Origin of the sequence: Rhodoferax sp. (assembly GCF_025354435.1) — a bacterium.
Lineage (GTDB): Bacteria > Pseudomonadota > Gammaproteobacteria > Burkholderiales > Burkholderiaceae_C > Rhodoferax_B.
On the sequence record NZ_JANXMU010000006.1, the window covers coordinates 1 to 19,757 of the forward strand.

A 19,757-nucleotide genomic window follows, 5' to 3' on the forward strand; every position below is an offset into this window, starting at 1 on the left:
GACAGCCCGCTGCAACGGCTTTTGGATCGACTGGACTTCTCGCCCAGCCGCGACACGATTTATTTACTGGGCGATCTGGTCAACCGGGGGCCGTCCTCGCTGGAGGTACTGCGCCGCCTGATGGGCTATGGCAATGCCGCCCGCTGCCTGCTGGGCAACCACGACCTGCATTTGCTGGCCGCCGCCCACGGCATACGCCCCACGCACCGTCTGGACACGCTGCAAGGCATCCTGCAAGCCCCAGACAGCGCCGTACTGCTCGACTGGCTACGCCACCAGCGCATGGCCATGCGCGAGACGCTGGAGGGCCAGGACATCCTGATGGTGCATGCCGGTGTGCTGCCCGGCTGGAGCGCGGCCCAGACCATGGCGCTGGCAGGCGAAGTGGAGGCCGTGCTGCGCGGCCCCAACCTGGCGGCGTTTTTGGGCCAGATGTACGGCAATACCCCGGCACAGTGGAGCGAGACCTTGCAGGGAGCCGACCGGCTGCGGGTGATCGTGAACGCACTCACCCGGCTGCGCTTTTGCACGGCAGACGGGGTGATGGAATTCGACAGCAAGGAAGGCGCGGGCACCCGCCCCGAGGGCTACCTGCCGTGGTTCGATGTGCCGGGCCGACAAACCGCCCACATGACCGTGGCCTTTGGCCATTGGTCCACGCTGGGCTGGTTGGGCCGCAGCGACGTGCTGTCGCTGGACACTGGCTGTGTGTGGGGCGGTGCGTTGAGTGCGCTGAAGCTTGGGGCCAACCCGGCCACCAACGAGCTCATCCAGGTGCACTGCGAGCAGGCGCAGCGCCCTGGGAGCTGACCAGAAGTTAGGCGGCGACTGACGCTTCGATGGCCTTGGCTTCGACGGCCTTGAACAAGGCCGCGACCTTGCGCTTGGGTTTGATGTTGGCCGAGATGCCGCGCACCGTGGCGTGTTTAGCCGCAGCTTCCCAGTTAGGCGCTTCGGTGACCGCAGGGGCCTCGTAGGGCTTGTCAAAGAAGGGGTCGCGCGGTGCGCTATGGCGCTGGGGACGCGGAGCCGGGCGCGGCGTGTCGATCACATCGCGCGGATCGTCACCACCCCAAGCGCGGCGGCCGTCGTTGATACGGCCTTGTTCGCGGATCTTGGGGGTGTCTTCTTCGAATTCCATGGGTTCGAGCTCGATCTTGGTCTTGATCAGCTTCTCGATGTCGGCCACTAGACGCACATCGCTGCCCGCCACAAAGCTCACCGCCAGACCGGATGCGCCAGCACGGCCGGTGCGGCCAATGCGGTGCACATAGTCTTCGGCATTGAATGGCACGTCGAAGTTGAACACCGCGGGCACGTCCTTGATGTCCAGACCGCGGGCGGCCACATCGGTGCATACCAGCAGATCGACTTCACCTTTTTTGAAGGAGTCCAGAGCCTTCAACCGCTCATCCTGGCTTTTATCGCCATGCAAAGCGGTGGTTTTCAAGCCTTCTTTTTCCAGCGAACGGGCCAAGCGAGCACAGCCCAGTTTGCTGTTCACAAACACAAAGGCCTGCTTCATACCGCGCGACTTGAGCACCTGGTGCAGGGCACGGCGCTTGTCGTCAGCATTGACACTGTAGAAATGCTGCTCCACCGTGGAAGCGGTGGCATTGGAGCGGGCCACTTCGATGGTGACCGGGTCTTGCAGGTAGCTGCTCGCCAAGCGCTTGATTTCGGGCGAGAACGTGGCCGAAAACAGCAAGGTGGTGCGCTGCTTGGGCAGATAGCTCAGGATGCGCTGCAGGTCGGGTAAGAAGCCAATGTCGAGCATGCGGTCGGCTTCGTCCAGCACCACGTATTCGACTTGGTTCAGCACCGCGTTTTTGGCTTCGATGTGGTCCAGCAGACGGCCTGGCGTAGCGACCAGGATCTCAACGCCTTTTTTCAGCTCCAGCGTTTGCGGCTTCATGTCCATGCCGCCAAACACCACGGCACTGCGCAGGTTAGTGTGCTTGGCATACGACTTGACGGCCTGGGCCACTTGGTCGGCCAACTCACGCGTGGGCAACAGCACCAAGGCGCGCACCGGATGGCGGGCGGGCGAGGTGGAGGCATTTTCATGCTTGAGCATGCGTTGCAGCAAGGGCAGCGAGAAAGCCGCTGTCTTGCCAGTGCCGGTCTGGGCGGCACCCATCACGTCACGGCCTTGCAACACCACCGGAATGGCTTGCGCCTGGATGGGTGTCATGGCGGTGTAGCCCATGTCGGCCACAGCACGTGACAGGGGTTCTGCAAGCTGCAGCTGCGAGAAAGAATCCAGGGGGGTATCGCTCATCAAATCCAGAGGGTAGGGGCTATTCAAACAATAGCAAATTGCACCCACATGACATGGGTAAACCCCGATTATCTCTGAAATCGCAAAACCGGGTCTTAAACAACAAAAGGCCGATGGAGCAAATGCCCCATCGGCCTTTTGTTTCAGTACGCTATTCGCTAGTGCTTAACCGGGACCGCAGGCGCAACAACCACCGCTTCCAGCGCCGCAGGAGCCACTGCCACCGGCTCTTCGTCAGGCAGCGGCTGGGGCATGCGCTCTAAGGCTACTTCCAGTACCTGGTCGATCCATTTCACCGGGATGATTTCCAGGCCGTTTTTGACATTCTCGGGAATGTCCTGCAGGTCCTTGGCGTTTTCTTCTGGGATCAGCACCGTCTTGATACCGCCGCGCAAGGCGGCCAGCAGCTTTTCTTTCAGGCCGCCGATGGCTGTGACTTCGCCGCGCAAGGTGATTTCACCCGTCATGGCCACGTCGCCGCGCACTGGAATACCGGTCAGAGCCGATACAAAGGCCGTGGTCATGGCCGCACCCGCACTCGGGCCATCTTTGGGCGTTGCACCATCTGGCACGTGAATGTGGATGTCTTTTTTCTCGAACACTTCGTCCTTGATGCCCAGACGCTTGGAACGGCTGCGTACCACGGTGCGGGCTGCTTCCACCGACTCTTTCATCACGTCGCCCAGCGAACCGGTACGGGTGATCACGCCCTTGCCGGGCATGATGGCCGCTTCGATAGTAAGCAAATCGCCGCCGACCTCGGTCCAGGCCAAGCCCACCACCTGGCCGACCTGGTTTTGCTGCTCGGCACGGCCATAGCTGTACTTTTGCACGCCCAGATAGTCGTTCAGGTTGTCGGCCGTAACCTTGACCTGTGGCACCATTTCTTTCAGCAGCAAGCCCTTGACCACCTTACGGCAGATCTTGGAAAGTTCGCGTTCCAGCGAGCGCACCCCCGCTTCACGGGTGTAGTAGCGCACGATGTCGCGCACCGCCTCAAAGCTCACCAGCAACTCGGACTCGTCTAGGCCGTTGTTCTTCAACTGCTTAGGCAGCAGGTATTTGACGGCAATGTTAGTCTTTTCGTCTTCGGTGTAGCCCGACAGGCGTATCACTTCCATACGGTCCAGCAGGGCCGAAGGAATGTTCATGGAGTTCGAGGTGGCGACAAACATCACGTCGCTCAGATCGAAATCCACTTCCACGTAGTGATCGCCAAAGGTATGGTTTTGCTCAGGGTCCAGCACCTCCAGCAGAGCGCTCGACGGGTCGCCGCGGAAATCCGTGCCGAGTTTGTCGATTTCGTCCAACAAAAACAGCGGATTGCGCGTGCCGATCTTGCTCAGGCTTTGCAGCACTTTGCCCGGAAGCGCGCCGATGTAAGTACGGCGATGGCCGCGGATCTCGGCCTCGTCGCGCATACCGCCCAGCGCCATGCGCACGTATTTGCGCCCGGTGGCCTTGGCGATCGACTGGCCCAGCGAGGTTTTACCCACGCCCGGAGGGCCAACCAGACACAGGATGGGGGCCTTGACCTTGTCCACGCGTTGCTGCACCGCCAGATATTCCAGGATGCGGTCTTTGACCTTATCAAGCCCGAAATGGTCTTCGTTGAGCACGCCTTCGGCATTGCGCAGGTCGTGTTTAATCTTGGTCTTTTTGCTCCACGGCAAACCGGTGAGCACGTCGATGTAGTTGCGCACCACGGTGGCTTCGGCCGACATAGGCGACATCAGCTTGAGCTTTTTGAGTTCGCTCTCGGCCTTTTTCAGGGCCTCTTTGGACATCTTGGCGAGCTTGATCTTTTTCTCAATCTCGTCGATGTCCGCGCCCTCTTCGCCCTCGCCCAATTCCTTCTGGATGGCTTTGACCTGCTCGTTCAGGTAGAAGTCGCGCTGATTTTTTTCCATCTGGCGCTTGACGCGGCCACGGATTTTTTTGTCAACATTCAGAATGTCCACTTCGCGTTCGAGCTGGCCGTAGAGGTTTTCCAGGCGTTCGCGCACATCCGACAGATCCAGCACCACCTGCTTGCTGTCGAGCTTGAGCGGCAGGTGGGCGGCAATGGTGTCGGCCAGGCGGCCAGGGTCGTCGATGCTGGAGATCGAGGTCAGGATCTCGGGCGGAATCTTCTTGTTGAGTTTGACGTACTGGTCAAACTGCTGCATCACGGCACGGCGCAGGGCCTCGATTTCCGTGGTTTTTTGCACCGGCGCCGCGGCAACCACCGGCGTGGCGTTAGCCGTGAAATGCGATTCGCCGTCGTCGATGTGGTTGACGCGAGCCCGTTGCTGGCCTTCGACCAGCACCTTGACCGTGCCGTCCGGCAGCTTCAGCATCTGCAAAATGGTGGAGATACAACCGACATCGAACATGTCAGACACCGAGGGCTCGTCCTTGGCGGCGGCCTTCTGGGCCACCAGCATGATGCGGCGATCGGACTCCATCGCGGCTTCCAGTGCCTTGATGCTCTTGGGGCGCCCCACGAACAAGGGGATCACCATATGGGGGAAGACCACCACGTCGCGCAGAGGCAGCAGGGGCAGGTCGAGGGGTTCGGCAGGTAGTGGAGTGTGTCCGGACATGAAGATCCTTTGAGTAACCTGTTGAATATGGACTTCGAGCGGTAATTTTCAACCGGCCCCGCTCCCTATTTTGCAGCGGGGGGTCGGTTGACTCCTATCAGGCCTTTTTAGCGGCTTCGCGATACACCAACAGCGGTGGCTTGTTTTCGTCAATCGTCGACTCGTCCACCACCACTTTATCCACATTGTGGTTGGTGGGCAGATCGAACATGGTGTCGATCAAGGACAACTCCAGAATCGAACGCAAACCCCGTGCGCCAGTCTTGCGGGCCAAAGCCTTTTTGGCGATGGCTTTGAGGGCCGAAGGACGGATTTCCAAGTCTACGCCCTCCATAGCCAACAGCTTGCTGTACTGCTTGACCAGCGCGTTTTTAGGCTCGGTCAGAATCTGCACCAACGCATCTTCGCTGAGCTCGGCCAGGGTCGCGACCACCGGCATACGGCCCACCAGCTCAGGGATCAGGCCAAACTTGATCAGATCTTCGGGTTCGACATCGCGGAACACCTCGGTCAGACTGCGTTGCGCTTTGCTTTTGACCGAAGCACCGAACCCAATGCCCGACGATTCGGTGCGGTTGCCGATGACTTTTTCCAGCCCAGAGAACGCGCCGCCCAGAATAAACAAAATATTGGTCGTATCGACCTGCAAGAAGTCCTGGTTGGGGTGCTTGCGCCCGCCCTGGGGCGGCACGCTGGCCATAGTGCCTTCGATCAGCTTAAGTAAAGCCTGTTGCACGCCCTCGCCCGACACGTCGCGGGTGATGGAGGGGTTGTCGGACTTGCGCGAGATCTTGTCGATTTCGTCGATATAGACAATGCCGCGCTGGGCCCGCTCAACTTCGTAATTGCAGCTTTGCAGCAGCTTGGCAACGATGTTTTCCACGTCCTCACCCACGTAACCGGCTTCAGTCAGGGTGGTGGCATCGGCCATCACAAACGGCACATCCAGCATGCGGGCCAGGGTTTGTGCCAGCAGGGTTTTGCCGGAGCCGGTCGGACCGATCAAGAGAATGTTGCTCTTGGTGAGCTCGATCTCGTCCTTTTTTGCGGTTTCTTTGTGCCGCAGACGCTTGTAGTGGTTGTACACCGCAACCGCCAACGTACGTTTGGCCACTTCCTGGCCAATGACGTAATTGTCCAGGTTGTTCTTGATATCTACCGGTGTGGGCAGTGCGGCACCGGCATCGCGGGCTTCGGTACCTGCGGGCAACTCATCACGGATGATGTCGTTGCACAGGTCGATGCATTCGTCGCAAATAAACACCGAGGGCCCTGCAATCAGCTTTTTTACTTCGTGCTGGCTTTTGCCGCAGAAGGAGCAGTACAGGGTTTTTTCGCTGGAGGAGCCTTTTTTCTCGGCCATGGGAGGAATGCCTTTTCAGTCGTTACTGAATGATAACCAAATAAAAACGGCGCTTTCTGTTGCAGAAAACGCCGTTATGGGCTTGTTAGCCGCCTATTTTTAGGCTTAAGTACGTTTAGCGATGACTTGGTCTACCAAGCCATACTCTTTTGCTTCGTTGGCTGACAGCCAATAGTCGCGCTCCATGTCGCGCGCAATTTTTTCCACGGGCTGGCCTGTGCGCTCAGCATAGATCTTGTTGAGCTGCTCGCGGGTCTTAAGAATTTCTCGGGCCGAAATTTCAATATCGCTCGCCATACCGCGCGCACCACCCGAGGGCTGGTGGATCATGATGCTGGAATTCGGCAGTGCAAAGCGCTTGCCTTTGGCACCCGCAGCCAACAAGAAAGAACCCATGCTGGCCGACATGCCAGTGCACAGCGTGGACACATCGGGTTTGATGAAGTTCATGGTGTCGAAAATAGCCAAACCTGCACTGACCGAACCGCCTGGCGAATTGATGTAGAGCGAAATGTCTTTGTCCGGGTTTTCGCTTTCCAGGAAAAGCAACTGTGCCACCACCAGGTTGGCCATGTAGTCTTCCACCGGGCCGACGAGAAAAATCACGCGCTCCTTGAGCAAACGCGAGTAAATGTCATAAGAACGCTCGCCACGACCGGACTGCTCAATCACCATGGGCACCAGCCCTAGAGCCTCGGTTTGCAATGAATCGTAAGCGCCGAACGGGATGCTGTCAGCTTGGTTTTTGTACATGAGGTGACTCCGAAGGTTGAATAGATGTTACTTTAGACAAAACAAATGGGGCTGGTGCGCAGGAGTTCAATCCACACACCAACCCCATTGTTTTAAAAATTCAAAATCTTCAGTTCTGACCCATCAGCTCGTCAAACACAACCGCCTTTTCCACCACTTGGGCTTTGCCCAGGACGAATTCGGTGACATTGCTTTCGATCACGATGGCTTCAACTTCTGCCAGGCGCTGGTTGTCGCTGTAGTACCAGCGGACCACATCGGTAGGCTTTTCGTAGCTGGCAGCCAGCTCTTCGATGTGGGCCTTGATTTGCTCCGTGGTGGCTTGCAGCGCATTGCTACGCACCAGCTCGGCCACGACCAGACCCAATCGCACACGGCGCTCGGCCTGTGGGCGGAAGATGTCGTCAGGGATCGGGGCCTTGTCCGCATCCTTGATGCCGCGCTGCTTCAAATCAGCACGCGCACCTTCGACCAAGCGGTTCAACTCGGTTTGCACGCTGGAATTGGGCAGATCGAGTTCCGACTTGGACACCAACGCGTCCATGGCGGCTTGCTTGTTGCGAGCCAGCACGCGGAACTTGACCTCGCGTTCCAGATTCTTGCGGATATCGGCGCGCAGGCCTTCGACCGTAGCATCTGCAATACCGAGCGACTTGGCCAAGGTTTCGTCCACGGCGGGCAGGTGCGCAGCTTCGATCTTCTTCACGGTGACCATGAAGTCAGCTTGCTTGCCAGCCACGTCTTTGCCGTGGTAATCGGCCGGGAATGCCAGCGGGAAGGTGCGGCTTTCGCCGGACTTCATGCCGCGCACAGCATCTTCAAATTCTTTCAGCATCTGACCTTCGCCAACCAGGAACTGGAAAGCTTCGGCTTTGCCGCCTTCGAAGGTTTCGCCGTCGATCTTGCCTTCGAAGTCCACCGTCACGCGGTCACCGTCTTCAGCAGCAGCTTCGAGTGCGCGCTGGGCAAAGGTACGGCGCTGCTTGCGCAGGATTTCGACGGTTTTGTCGATCGCGCCATCGTCCACTGCGGTAGTAATCTTTTCGACTTCGGCGGTGCTCAGGTCACCAATCTTGACATCGGGAAAGACTTCAAAGATCGCGTCAAAAGCCATTTGGCCTTCGGGCGAGGTTTCGTTTTCGCTGATGCGGGGCTGGCCTGCGACACGCAGCTTGGCTTCGTTGGCGGCCACGGCAAAAGCCTCGCCTACCTTGTCGTTCATCACTTCGTAGTGGACCGAATAACCGTAGCGCTGGGCAACCACGTTCATGGGCACTTTGCCTGGACGGAAGCCGTCCATTTTGACGGTGCGGGCCATCTTCTTGAGACGGGTAGCCACTTCGTTCTGGATCACATCCACAGGCAGGGACAGCGTGATTTTGCGTTCCAGCTTTTCAAGGGTTTCAACAGTAACTGCCATCTTGGTCTCGGTCTCGTATAAAAAAGTGTGGTGCGCGGGGGGGGACTCGAACCCCCACATCCTTGCGGACGTCAGGACCTAAACCTGGTGCGTCTACCAATTTCGCCACCCGCGCAGATTCAGAACTAACAAACGGTCTTGGGTGCTATGCCAAGACCGTTTGTGTGAAATCAGTCAGCCCGCTATTTTAGCGTGCTCGCGGACCAGATTCCGTACGGGCTAACCAGGGGCTCAGCGAGAGTCGCGCCGAACCCGGAACCAGGCCGCGTACATGGCGGGCAAAGCCAGCAGAGTCAGTACCGTAGCCACGATCAGGCCGCCCATGATGGCCACGGCCATCGGCCCCCAGAACACCGAGCGCGACAACGGAATCATGGCCAACACGGCAGCAGCCGCGGTCAACACAATCGGGCGCAGACGCCCCACGGCCGACTCCACGATCGCATCCCAAGTGGGCACGCCACGGGCACGTTCGTGCTCGATCTGGTCGATCAAGATCACCGAATTGCGCTGGATCATGCCCATCAGCGCAATTACCCCCAGCAGTGCCACGAAGCCAAACGGGCGGCCCAGCAGGATCAGGGCTCCGGCCACCCCGGCAATGCCCAGCGGGCCGGTCAAGAACACCAGCATGGCCCGACTGAAGCTCTGCAGTTGCAGCATTAGCAAAGTGAAGGTGAGGAACAGCATGATGGGGATGCCCGCGGCGATGGATGCGGAGCCCTTGCTGCTCTCCTCCACCGCGCCAGCCACTTCAATGCGGTAAGCCCTCATGCCTTTGCTGGCCCACTGGGCTTCCAAGGTTTTCAGGGAGGGTAGCAACTCGTTCGTCACGGTGGCCCCTTGCAAGCCTTCGGTGATGTCGGCCTGCACGGTGATGGCGTAGTCGCGGTTTTCGCGCCACATCACACCGGGTTCCCAGTCAAACACCGGCTTGGCAATTTGCAGCAGTGGAATCGACTGCCCCGAGGCGGTGGGCAGATACGCATTGCCGATATCGGTAATGGCACTACGCTCGTCTAGCGGCTGGCGCAGAACGATGTCGATGAGCTTGTCGTTCTCGCGGAACTGGCCCACCGTGGTACCGCTCAAAATGGTTTTGGCAGCCTGTGCAATCGATTGGCTGGTGACACCCAGCGCACGCGCCTTGGTCTGGTCCAACTCCAGGCGCATGACCTTGACCGACTCGTTCCAGTTGTCGTTCACGCCCCGGGTATTGGCACTCTTACGCATCAAGGCCTTAACCTCGTCAGCACGCAAACGCAAGACGGCGGGGTCGGTGCCAATCACCCTGAACTGCACCGGATACGGCACCGGCGGGCCGGTAGACAAGAGCTTGGCGCGCCCGCGGACGTCAGGGAACTCGGTGGCCAGTAGCGCGGGCAGTTTGTTGCGCAAAACGTCCCGCGCCTTCAGGTCCTTGGTCATCACAATCAACTGCGACACATTGGTCTGAGGGAACACCTGGTCCAGCGGCAAGAAGAACCGGGGTACACCCGACCCGACCCAGGACACGACGGAGCTGACACCAGGGTCTTTCAGCAAGCGAGCCTCGATCAACTTGGCGGTGGCATCGTTGGCCTCAAAAGAAGTGCCCTCGGGGAACCACAAGTCCACCAGAATTTCCGGTCGGCTGGAGTCTGGGAAAAACTGCTGCTGCACCTTGCCCATGCCCACAATGCCCAGCGCGAAAATCAGCAAAGTCAGGGCAATGGTGATCCAGCGGTGCAGCACACACCAGCCCACCAGGCGGCGAAACCGCTTGTAAAACGGGGTATCGAAGGTGTCATGCCCATGCACCGGCCCATCTCCTGGCCCATCGCCCGGCGTGCCATTAGGCAGCACCTTGGCATGCGGCGGCGGCTTCAACAGCAGTACGCCCAGGTAGGGCACAAAGTACACCGACACGATCCAGCTCAGCAACAAGGCCAGCACCGTCACGGCAAAAATCGCAAAGGTGTATTCACCGGTGGTGGACTTGGCCAGGCCGATAGGCAAAAAGCCCGCCGCTGTGATCAGCGTGCCGGTCAGCATGGGCATGGCGGTGATCTCGTAGGCGAAAGTGGCGGCACGCACCTTGTCGTAGCCCTCTTCCATTTTGCGCACCATCATTTCCACGGCGATGATGGCGTCGTCCACCAACAGGCCCAGCGCAATGATCAGCGAGCCCAGCGAAATCTTGTGCAGACCAATGCCCCAGTACCACATGCCCAGGAAGGTCACGCCCAGCACCAGCGGAATCGTGATGCCCACCACCAAACCAGGCCGCATGTCCAGCGTGTAGCTGCGCCAGAAAGGATTCTTGCCCGGCCGTTTGTGCAAACCCAGGCTGATAAAGCTGACCGCCAGCACGATGGCTACCGCCTCGATCAACACGTGGATGAATTCGTTCACCGAGGTGCTCACCGTTTTTGGCTGGTCTTGCACCTGCACCAGTTTGACCCCGGCGGGCAGACTATTGCCGATCTGCAGCGCCATGGCGTCCATGGCCTTGCCCAAGGTGATGATGTCGCCGCCCTTGGCCATCGACACCCCCAAAGCAATCACTTCCTTGCCCTGGAAGCGCACCTTCACACTCGGCGGATCGATGTAGCCCCGGGTGATCACGGCGATGTCACCCAGCCGCAATTGGCCCGCCCCGGCCGTCGTGCTGCTGGCCCCCCGGATCGGCATGGCTTTAAGTTGCTCCACCGTTTGGAACTGCCCCGCCACCCGCACCTGCACCACGTCCAGCGGGGTTTGCACCGTACCGGCACTTTCCACCGCGTTTTGCTGGCCCAGCTGGGTCAGTACCTGGTTCAGGTCCAGACCGAGTTGGGCCAGGCGCTTTTGCGATACCTCGACATACACTTTTTCGTCTTGCACGCCAAACAGCTCGACCTTGCCCACATCGGGCACGTGCAGCAGCTTCTGGCGCACATCGTCGGCAAACACCTTTAGCTCGGCATTGCTGAAGCCATCAGACTCCAGCGCGTAGATCACGCCGTACACGTCACCAAAATCGTCGTTGAAAAACGGCCCTTGCACGCCCGGCGGCAAGGTGTACGCCATGTCGCCAATCTTCTTGCGCACCACGTACCAGAGGTTGGCGACTTCGCTGCCTTTGATGGAGTCCTTGACCTGAAAAATGATCTGCGACTCGCCGGGCTTGGAATAGCTGCGGATTTTGTCCGCGTACGGCACCTCTTGCAGGGTGCGCTCCAGCTTGTCGGTGACCTGCTCGGCCACTTGCTGGGCAGTGGCACCCGGCCAGAAGGTTTTAACCACCATGACACGGAAGGTAAACGGCGGATCTTCATCCTGGCCGAGCTGGAAATAGGCGGCAAAGCCCATCACCATCAGCACCACCAGCAGGTAGCGGGTCAGCGCAGGATGTTCCAGCGCCCATTTGGAAAGGTTAAAGCCTGGCTTGAGCTGGTCAGGGGTATGGGGTTGCGTCATCAGAAACTCACTGTGCAGCAGATGCAGCTACGGGTGGCGCTACATTTTCAGTAGCTACCGATGCAGGTGCGGGCTGCGATGGCGTCGGTTTTGACTGAAAAATAGAGACTTTTTGTCCCTCGGCTAGCACATGCACCCCAGCGGATACCACCTGCATGCCGGGTTGCAAGCCGCTGGCAATCACGGTCTCGTTGCCGTCTGCCGTGGCCACCACCACCGGCTGGGACTTGACCGTCATCGTGGCCGGGTCTACCAGCCACACGGCCGTCTTGCCATTGGCCTCCTGCTTGAGCGCGCTGGTCGGCAGCTTGATGACCGGCGTGCCTGCGTGGCTCAGCGCCTGCGGCAGCACACTCACCGTAGTGCCCAGGGCAGGCGCAGTTTTTTCATCAATGGCCACCTTCACCTGGAAAGTGCGCGTCACCGGGTCGGCACTGGCCGCCACCTCGCGCACCTTGCCTTCCAGCGAAGTCTTGCTGGCCCACACCCGTACTTCCACGGCCGAGCCCAGCGTGACTGCGGCCACCCGGTCTTCCGGCACCACAAACACCACGTCCCGGGCACCATCGCGGGCCACGCGCACCACCGGCGTGCCGGCCGCCACCACCTGGCCGGGCTCGGCAGCAATGGCGGTGACGACACCGGCCACATCCGACACCAGCCGCGTGTACGCCGCCTGGTTGCTCTGCGACGAGAGCTGGGCCTGCGCCTGTTGCACCTGCGCCTGCGCCGACTTCAGAGCGCTATCACGTTGCTCCAACTGGGCACCGCTGATGAAGTTCTGCTCTTTCAGCTCTTTGTAGCGCTTGTAGTCAGCACTGGCCAGATCGCGGTTGGTGGCCGCCGAGGCCAGTTGCGCGCGGGCCGCATCGGCGGCCAACTGGTAATCTTTAGGGTCGAGTTGCGCCAGCACCTGGCCGACCTTGACACGCTGGCCCAGCTCGGCCTGGCGCTGCATGATCTTGCCCGCCACCCGAAAGCCCAGCGCCGACTCGGCCTGCGGCCGCACTTCACCGGCAAATTCCAGGGTAGCCAGCATGCCACTGGGGGCCACGGTCAACACCTTGACGGCACGAATAGGCTCAGGCACAGGCTCAGGCTTGGAACATGCTGCCAGCACCGCCACCACCCCGATACAGCACATGCTGGCACGGAACAGGGGACGCACGCTGGGCGGCAACGAAAATTGGTATGACATAGCAAGCCTAAGAAAATGGGACTGGCGCAGTGTCCGGGTCGCGGACCATAGACCCAACACATGGGCACTGCAAAAGTCGTAAAACGGCAAAAAACTGTAACCGCCATTGTTACTGACTAGCGGGTTAGTAATCTAGAAGAACGGGTAAAGCTTGTCAAGCGACAATCCCGGCGTGAACGCACTCCCCACCTTGAAACAAAATGCTACCCCACAAACGGTGGACCACTATGAAAATTTTCCGGTGGCATCGGTCTTGTGTCCTGCCCATCTGCGCCCGCCCATCGCCGCCATCTACTGGTTTGCGCGCACCGCAGACGACATTGCCGACGAAGGCCCGGCACCTGCTGCGCAGCGGCTGGCCGACCTGAGCGCCTTCCGCGCCGACCTGACCGCCGCCGCGGCGGGCCGCAGCGCCAGCGGCCGCTGGCCCCAGGTGTTCGGCCCCTTGCACGCCGCCATGGCCACCTGGAAGCTGCCCGAGCCGCTGCTGGCCGACCTGCTCAGTGCCTTCACGCAAGACATCATCAAAACAGATGAAGAAACCGGCTACGCCGACCGCGCTGAGCTGCTGGACTATTGCCAGCGCTCTGCCGCACCCGTAGGCCGCCTGCTGCTGCATTTGTATGGAGTAGACGATGCGCAGTCGCTGCAATATAGCGATGCCATTTGCAACGCCCTGCAACTTATCAACTTCTGGCAAGACCTGAGCCTGGACCTGCCGCGTGGGCGCTTCTACCTGCCTCAAGACCGTAGCCAGCACTATGGTGTGGATGCCGCCGCCCTGGCCCAGCAACCCCAAAGCCCCGCCCTCACCCGTCTGATGCAGGAAAACGTGGCCTGGGCCCGTGCCCTGATGTTGAGCGGCGCGCCCCTGGTGCACCGCGTACCGGGCCGCGCGGGGTGGGAGCTGCGCCTGGTCGTGCAAGGCGGCCTGCGCATTCTGGACAAGATTGAAGCCCTGGGCTACGCCACCCGGCATACCCGCCCCACCGTGCGTAAAGCCGACGTGGCCGTGATGCTGTGGCGCGCACTGTGGATGTAACAATGCACAAACTACTACGCAACCATCCAACCCCTCTTGCAGGCAGAACGAGCGCCGTCCAGAAACACCGCAGAACTGGCTTTGCCAGGCTGCTGGTGTTGCCCCCTGCAAGGGGATTGGCGAAAAGCGCTTGCGCTGAAGCCTGGGGGTGAGCCACAACCTATGACCCCCGAGCAATACGTCCAAAACAAAGCTGCGTCTTCTGGCAGCAGCTTCTACTACGCCTTTCTGTTCCTGCCCAAGCCCCGCCGGGCCGCGATCACCGCCTTCTATGCCTTCTGCCGCGAGGTGGATGACGTGGTGGACGAAACCGCCGATGCCGGTGTCGCCCGCACCAAGCTGGCCTGGTGGCAAGGCGAAGTCGCCAACGCCTATGCAGGCAAACCCACCCACCCGGTGATGAAAGCCCTGATGCCGCTGGCCGCCGACTACCAGATCGAGCAGCGCCACCTGCAGGCCATCATCGAAGGCTGCCACATGGACCTAGAGCAAACCCGCTACCTCGACTTCCCCGGCCTGCAGCGCTACTGCCACCTGGTGGCAGGCGTGGTGGGCGAGGTCTCGGCCCGCATCTTTGGCCAGACCGACCCCGCCACCACCCAGTACGCCCACACCCTGGGCCTAGCCTTCCAGCTCACCAACATCATCCGCGACGTGGGCGAAGACGCGCTGATGGGCCGCATCTACCTGCCGGTCAACGAGCTGCAGCAGTTCGACGTGAAGGCCCACGAAGTCTTGAAGCGCACCTACTCCGACCGCTTTACCGCCCTGATGCGCTTCCAGGCCCAGCGCGCCCATGGCCTGTACGAAGAAGCCTTCGCCATGCTGCCCGCTGCCGACCGCCGTGCCCAAAAGCCCGGCCTGATGATGGCCAGCATTTACCGCACCCTGCTGCGCGAGATCGAGGCCGACAACTTCCAGGTGCTGCACCAACGCGTCAGCCTGACCCCGCTGCGCAAGCTGTGGCTGGCGTGGAAAGTCCAGGCACTGAACAAGCTATGAAGATTGCGGTGATCGGCGCAGGCTGGGCCGGGCTGGCCGCAGCCGTCACCGCCACCCAGGCCGGGCACCACGCTACAGTTTTTGAAGCATCTCGTGCAGTCGGCGGTAGAGCTAGAGCCATTTTTGGCACTGAACTCGACAATGGCCAGCACATCTTGATCGGGGCGTACACCGACACCTTGCGGCTGATGCGCGAGGTGGGCGTGGATGTAGACCAGGCCCTGCTGCGCCTGCCACTGACTCTGCTGTTCCCCGATGGTCAGGGCCTGCGTTTGCCCAGCCTGCCCGCGCCTTTCGATGCCTTCGTCGGCATCCTGCAAGCCCGCGGTTGGGGCTGGCGCGACAAGGTTAGCCTGCTGCGCACGGCAGTCGGTTGGCAGCTGGCACGATTCCAGTGTCGCCCCCAACAATCCGTCGCCGACCTGTGCGCCACACTCACAGCGCGTGTGGTGGATGAACTGATCGAGCCCCTGTGCGTGGCCGCGCTGAACACGCCCGCGAATCGCTCCAGTGGCCAGGTGTTTCTGCGCGTCATCCAGGATTCGCTGTTCGGCGCCCCCGGCGGTTCAAACCTGCTGCTGCCCAAAGTCGATCTGAGCGCCCTCTTTCCGACCCCCGCCGTACGCTGGCTGGAATCCCGCGGGGCCACCGTCACGCTGGGCCACCGGGTGTTCAGCCTGCAACCCCAGGGCGCGCAATGGCAAGTCGATGGTGCCGTGTTCGACCAGGTGCTGCTCGCCTGCCCACCGTGGGAGGCGACCCGGCTGGTAGAAAGTAGCGGCGTGCCAGCAGACGCCTGGCTGGCGCAGGCCCACGCCCTGCAATTCGAGTCCATCGCCACCGTCTACGCCACCAGCGACACCCGACTTTCCCAGCCCATGTTGTCGCTAAAGGCTGGCCCTGCGCAGTTTGTGTTCGACCGGGGCCAGCTCGGCGGCACGGCGGGCCTGCTGGCGTTTGTGGCCAGCGCCAGCCAAGGCGACCGGCAGACGCTGGAAGAGCCGGTCATCGCCCAAGGCCGCGCCCAGTTGGCCCTGCCCGACCTGCAAGCCCTGCGTACCGTGGTGGAAAAGCGCGCCACCTTTGCCTGCACCCCTGGGCTGCAGCGCCCCTCCCAACACATCGCTCCCGGCCTGACGGCTTGCGGCGACTATGTGGACGGGCCGTACCCGGCGACACTGGAGGGGGCAGTGCGCAGCGGCATGGCGGGAACGCTATCTATTCAGTAGCTGGTTACGCTGATGGAATAAGCGCAGGCAGCCATTTTCGCGCTCACTTCATTTTGATGACGACCTTGCCTTTGGCGCGGCCCGTTGCAACGTAGGCCAGGGCCTCGTTGGTGTGTTCGAAGGCAAAGACCCGGTCCACCACCGGGTGGATGGCCCCCGCCTCGATCAGGCGGGTGATCTCGCCCAGTTGGCTTCCATCCGCCCGCATAAAGAGGAACGCGTAGTCCACCTCACGGCGCTGGGCCTTGCGCCGGATGCCTGCGCTCAAGAGCCGCAGGATCAAGCGCACGAACCCGGGCGCTCCAATTTTTTGGCCGAATGCGGGGTCCGGCGGCCCGGAGATGGAGATGAGCTGGCCGCCGCTTTGGAGCACGCGCAAGGATTTGGCCAGCGTTTTGCCGTCCTGGCTGTTCAGCACCACGTTGTAGCCGTGCAAGACATCCTCAAAGTCCTGCGTCTTGTAGTCGATGGCGACATCGGCACCCAGGCTTTTGACGAGCGCGAGGTTGCTGGTGCCCGTAGTGGTGGCGACGGTTGCACCCAGGTGCTTGGCCAACTGGATGGCCAACGTGCCGACACCGCCAGAGCCCGCCTGGATGAAGACTTTCTGCCCTTTCTGCAGTTGGGCCTTTTCGACCAAAGCCTGCCAGGCTGTCAAAGCTACCAGAGGAATGGAGGCGGCTTCTTCCATGGTGAGGTTTTGGGGCTTGAGCGCCAAGGATGCCTCCTTGACCGGTACGAATTCGGCGAAAGACCCTATCCGAAAATCATCCGTCCGCGCATAGACCTCGTCGCCCAGCTTGAACTGCCGAACACGCGGGCCCACCTGCACCACCACCCCGGCCACGTCATGCCCCAAGATGAGGGGCAGGCGGTAGGGCAGGATGAGCTTGAACTCGCCGTCGCGGATCTTGGAGTCCAGCAGGTTCACGCCAGCGGCGTGCACCTGGACCAGCACCTCGTCGTCACGCAGCTCGGGCTATGGCATGTCGGCCAGGCGCAACGCGCCCTTTTTGCCGTACCGTTCAAGAACAAATGCTTTCATGGGGTTTCCTTGGGTGTGTGTTGTACGAGGCACAGGCGCTTATGCCGCGAGCCGCAGGTCTTTGCGCACCCCGGCATCCAGCACGCGGGCGGGCGCAAACCTGCGCAGCAGGCGCATGCGGCGGGCCAGGCCCGGGGCGTAGCGGATCTGGGGGTGGGCTGCCATGGCGGCCTTCAGCACCATGTCGGCCACCACCTCCAGCCCGTCTGCGTCCACCAGCACCTCCTTGACCCGCCTCTCCACGCCCGCGCGGATGTCGCGGTACAGGTCCAGCGGCGCATCGGGGGGCACCAGGTTGGCATCAAACGGCGTGTGAATGTAGGCAGGCTCGACCACCGAGACGCGGATGCCCAGCGTGCGCAGTTCATGGTCCAGCGCTTCCGAATAGCCCGCCACCGCGTGCTTGGTGGCGGAGTACAGCGCCATGTACGGCATGGGCAAAAAACCCAGCACCGAGCCGATGTTGATGATGCGCCCCGCCTTTTGGCTGCGCATATGCGGCACCACGGCCCGGACCATCCGCACCATCCCGAAGAAATTGGTGTCGAAGATAGCCCGGGCCTGCGCCATCGAGCTCTCTTCTGCCGCGGCTGCAGCCACCCCGAAACCGGCGTTGTTGACCAGTAGATCAATGCGGCCTTCCCGCTGCAGCAACTGCTGGACCGCTGCGTCGACCGACGCATCCTGGGTCACATCCAGGGGCAGCATCTCAAACGGGCGCTGGCCTGGCTGGTCGCCGCGTCGGCTGGTGCCGTACACCGTGTAGCCCGCTCTGGACAGGCACTGCGCGGTCGCTTCACCAATGCCCGAGGAGGCCCCGGTGACGAGGGCAATTTTCTTCATCCTATCCATGGTGGCTTTCCTTCAATTACTTGGTATGATGATCATCATATTTTTTGACGTGCAAAAAATGGCGTGCATCTACAGCTTCAGGCGGGGCTCAAATGCTTCAAGGCGGCCGCGCACAGGCTGTCTGCCATCGCGGGCTCGTCAACGGCACGGGCCAGCAGCAAGGTGCCCACCATGGTGGCGACGGTCACGAGGGCGTGCTCATGGGCGCCAGGCTGCCCCCAGTCTGGCGACTGGCGGGCGACCAGATCGACCATGGCCTTGATGTGCCGGGTGGTCACTTGGCGGACTTCGGGGGCCTGGCGTGCCGTCTCCGAGCCCAGCGCCACCAGCGGGCACCCCTGCTCTACCTGCACCAGATGTTCCCGCGAGAGGTAGGCATGCAGCATGGATGCCAAGGCCTGCGCAGGGGGCGCGCTGGCGACCACCTCTGCCGCAACGGTAGCGGACTCTGCGCATGCCCGCCCTGCGGCTTCCGCCAGCATGGCCTCGCGCGACGCAAAGTGGGCATAGAAGGCACCATGGGTCAGGCCCGCCTCCTTCATGATGTCGGCCACGCCGGTACCGCCGTAGCCGCTGCGGCGGATCGCCCGCGCTGCGGCAGACACGATGCGCTCGTGGGAGGCCTTTTTGGCCGATGTTCTAACACTGGGTTTTGCATTCCGCATGATACACATCATACACGACCCGAAAAAACCGCGCTGTGGTGTTGAAGGCCATAGCCACCCCGCGCCACCACGGAAAGAGGGTGCGGGATGCCGCTGACCGAAAGGTGTCAGCGTTGGGGCTTGTGGTCGTCGCGCAGCGACTTGATCGTGTCGTGGTTCTTCTGCACACCCCGCATCTGGCGCGCCACGATGCCCTGGATGTCCAGCGGCAAGGCCTCCTGCAGCGCCTTGCGGTAACGGCCCAAGGCGATGTCTTCGCCGCGCTCGCACTCTTCCAGCACGGCCAAGTCGTCACCATCGTCGCCGGTCAGCATCTCGCGCACAGCCACCCAGCCCCGGTGCACCGTACCGCTGACGGTGCCGCTGTCCTCGGGCGTGCCGCCTAAGCGCACCACCTCGTTGGCCAGTTCGGCGGCAGAGCTGGCGCAATCCCGCATGCGCTCGGCAAATACGGTTTGCAAGTTGGAAGCCTTGGTGCGTTCAATACAGGCTTTGAAGCCATATTCCCCGTCACAACAGGTTTCGATCAGCAGGTTCAAGGTAGCGATCACGTCGTCGTTGTGCATTGGCAATTCAGCATCCACCGCCGCCGTGGGCACCGGGGGAATGGCCAGGCCGCCGAGCAGGCCAAGGGTGGGGTCGTTTTGGTTCAACATACAAATACTCCTTCAGGAATGGGAATGGAATCCGATCCGCCTGGTGCCTTTTGGTCGGCGGCTCGGCAAGTGATTCCATCTTCCTGCGGAGAGCGTGGCTTGTACGTCAGCCAAGCCATGTCCTGTGTGTAGGAAAAAACGCCGCTGGCTTGGGCACAAAAACTATCTATTTGATAGCTACTTGTGTAATTGCCTATTGCGCTAAAAGCACTTTTTATCTAAATT

At 61.0% G+C, this 19,757-nt stretch carries 15 protein-coding genes and 1 tRNA gene; 4 read left to right on the forward strand and 12 right to left on the reverse strand.

Going from position 1 to position 19,757, the window contains the following annotated elements; genetic code table 11:
- On the forward strand, positions 1 to 810 hold an 810-nt coding region (locus Q0T48_RS00925), incomplete at its 5' end, for a symmetrical bis(5'-nucleosyl)-tetraphosphatase (RefSeq protein ID WP_295951104.1).
- 7 nt (positions 811 to 817) lie between these two features.
- Here the strand turns inward: Q0T48_RS00925 and Q0T48_RS00930 are convergent.
- From Q0T48_RS00930 to Q0T48_RS00965, 8 genes are all read right to left on the reverse strand, one after another.
- Complete coding sequence (locus tag Q0T48_RS00930) at positions 818 to 2,281, reverse strand: DEAD/DEAH box helicase (protein ID WP_295951106.1); 1,464 nt, start codon at positions 2,279 to 2,281, stop codon at positions 818 to 820.
- Positions 2,282 to 2,439: 158 nt separating this feature from the next.
- Entirely contained in the window at positions 2,440 to 4,866 is a 2,427-nt protein-coding gene (gene lon / locus Q0T48_RS00935) for an endopeptidase La (RefSeq protein WP_295951109.1), read from the reverse strand.
- A 97-nt stretch (positions 4,867 to 4,963) separates the two neighbouring features.
- Complete coding sequence (gene clpX, locus Q0T48_RS00940; RefSeq protein WP_295951111.1) at positions 4,964 to 6,229, reverse strand: ATP-dependent Clp protease ATP-binding subunit ClpX; 1,266 nt, start codon at positions 6,227 to 6,229, stop codon at positions 4,964 to 4,966.
- A gap of 105 nt (positions 6,230 to 6,334) precedes the next feature.
- Positions 6,335 to 6,982, reverse strand: a complete 648-nt coding sequence (clpP, locus tag Q0T48_RS00945; protein WP_295951115.1) for an ATP-dependent Clp endopeptidase proteolytic subunit ClpP — start codon at positions 6,980 to 6,982, stop codon at positions 6,335 to 6,337.
- Positions 6,983 to 7,091: 109 nt separating this feature from the next.
- Positions 7,092 to 8,402, reverse strand: a complete 1,311-nt coding sequence (gene tig, locus Q0T48_RS00950) for a trigger factor (protein WP_295951116.1) — start codon at positions 8,400 to 8,402, stop codon at positions 7,092 to 7,094.
- Positions 8,403 to 8,430: 28 nt separating this feature from the next.
- A tRNA-Leu gene (locus Q0T48_RS00955) sits at positions 8,431 to 8,517 on the reverse strand.
- 116 nt (positions 8,518 to 8,633) lie between these two features.
- Positions 8,634 to 11,843 carry an efflux RND transporter permease subunit gene (locus Q0T48_RS00960; RefSeq protein WP_295951119.1) on the reverse strand — a complete coding sequence of 1,070 codons (3,210 nt, stop codon included), beginning with the start codon at positions 11,841 to 11,843 and terminating at the stop codon, positions 8,634 to 8,636.
- Between the two features lie 7 nt (positions 11,844 to 11,850).
- The gene (locus tag Q0T48_RS00965) at positions 11,851 to 12,987 is read right to left on the reverse strand and encodes an efflux RND transporter periplasmic adaptor subunit (RefSeq protein ID WP_295951239.1); all 1,137 of its coding nucleotides are present in this window, start codon (positions 12,985 to 12,987) and stop codon (positions 11,851 to 11,853) included.
- Between the two features lie 226 nt (positions 12,988 to 13,213).
- Here Q0T48_RS00965 and hpnC point away from each other — a divergent pair, with 226 nt between their 5' ends.
- The 3 genes from hpnC (at position 13,214) to hpnE (ending at position 16,314) form a co-directional block, all read left to right on the forward strand.
- Positions 13,214 to 14,083: a squalene synthase HpnC gene (gene hpnC / locus Q0T48_RS00970; protein WP_295951121.1), complete on the forward strand. Its 870-nt coding sequence runs from the start codon at positions 13,214 to 13,216 to the stop codon at positions 14,081 to 14,083.
- Positions 14,084 to 14,245: 162 nt separating this feature from the next.
- A complete protein-coding gene (hpnD, locus tag Q0T48_RS00975) occupies positions 14,246 to 15,085 on the forward strand; it encodes a presqualene diphosphate synthase HpnD (RefSeq protein ID WP_295951124.1) in 840 nt (279 codons plus the stop codon).
- Positions 15,082 to 16,314, forward strand: a complete 1,233-nt coding sequence (hpnE, locus tag Q0T48_RS00980) for a hydroxysqualene dehydroxylase HpnE (RefSeq protein WP_295951128.1) — start codon at positions 15,082 to 15,084, stop codon at positions 16,312 to 16,314. The genes hpnD and hpnE overlap by 4 nt, the downstream gene beginning before the upstream one ends.
- A gap of 43 nt (positions 16,315 to 16,357) precedes the next feature.
- Here hpnE and Q0T48_RS00985 read toward each other — a convergent pair whose 3' ends face one another.
- From Q0T48_RS00985 to Q0T48_RS01000, 4 genes are all read right to left on the reverse strand, one after another.
- Entirely contained in the window at positions 16,358 to 17,287 is a 930-nt protein-coding gene (locus Q0T48_RS00985) for an NADP-dependent oxidoreductase (protein WP_295951242.1), read from the reverse strand.
- Positions 17,288 to 17,398: 111 nt separating this feature from the next.
- Positions 17,399 to 18,211 carry an oxidoreductase gene (locus tag Q0T48_RS00990; protein WP_295951131.1) on the reverse strand — a complete coding sequence of 271 codons (813 nt, stop codon included), beginning with the start codon at positions 18,209 to 18,211 and terminating at the stop codon, positions 17,399 to 17,401.
- A gap of 77 nt (positions 18,212 to 18,288) precedes the next feature.
- A complete protein-coding gene (locus Q0T48_RS00995) occupies positions 18,289 to 18,888 on the reverse strand; it encodes a TetR/AcrR family transcriptional regulator (RefSeq protein ID WP_295951134.1) in 600 nt (199 codons plus the stop codon).
- Between the two features lie 95 nt (positions 18,889 to 18,983).
- Positions 18,984 to 19,532 (reverse strand): PA2169 family four-helix-bundle protein, encoded by a 549-nt coding sequence (locus Q0T48_RS01000; protein ID WP_295951136.1) that lies wholly within the window; start codon positions 19,530 to 19,532, stop codon positions 18,984 to 18,986.
- Between the last annotated feature and the right edge of the window lie 225 nt (positions 19,533 to 19,757).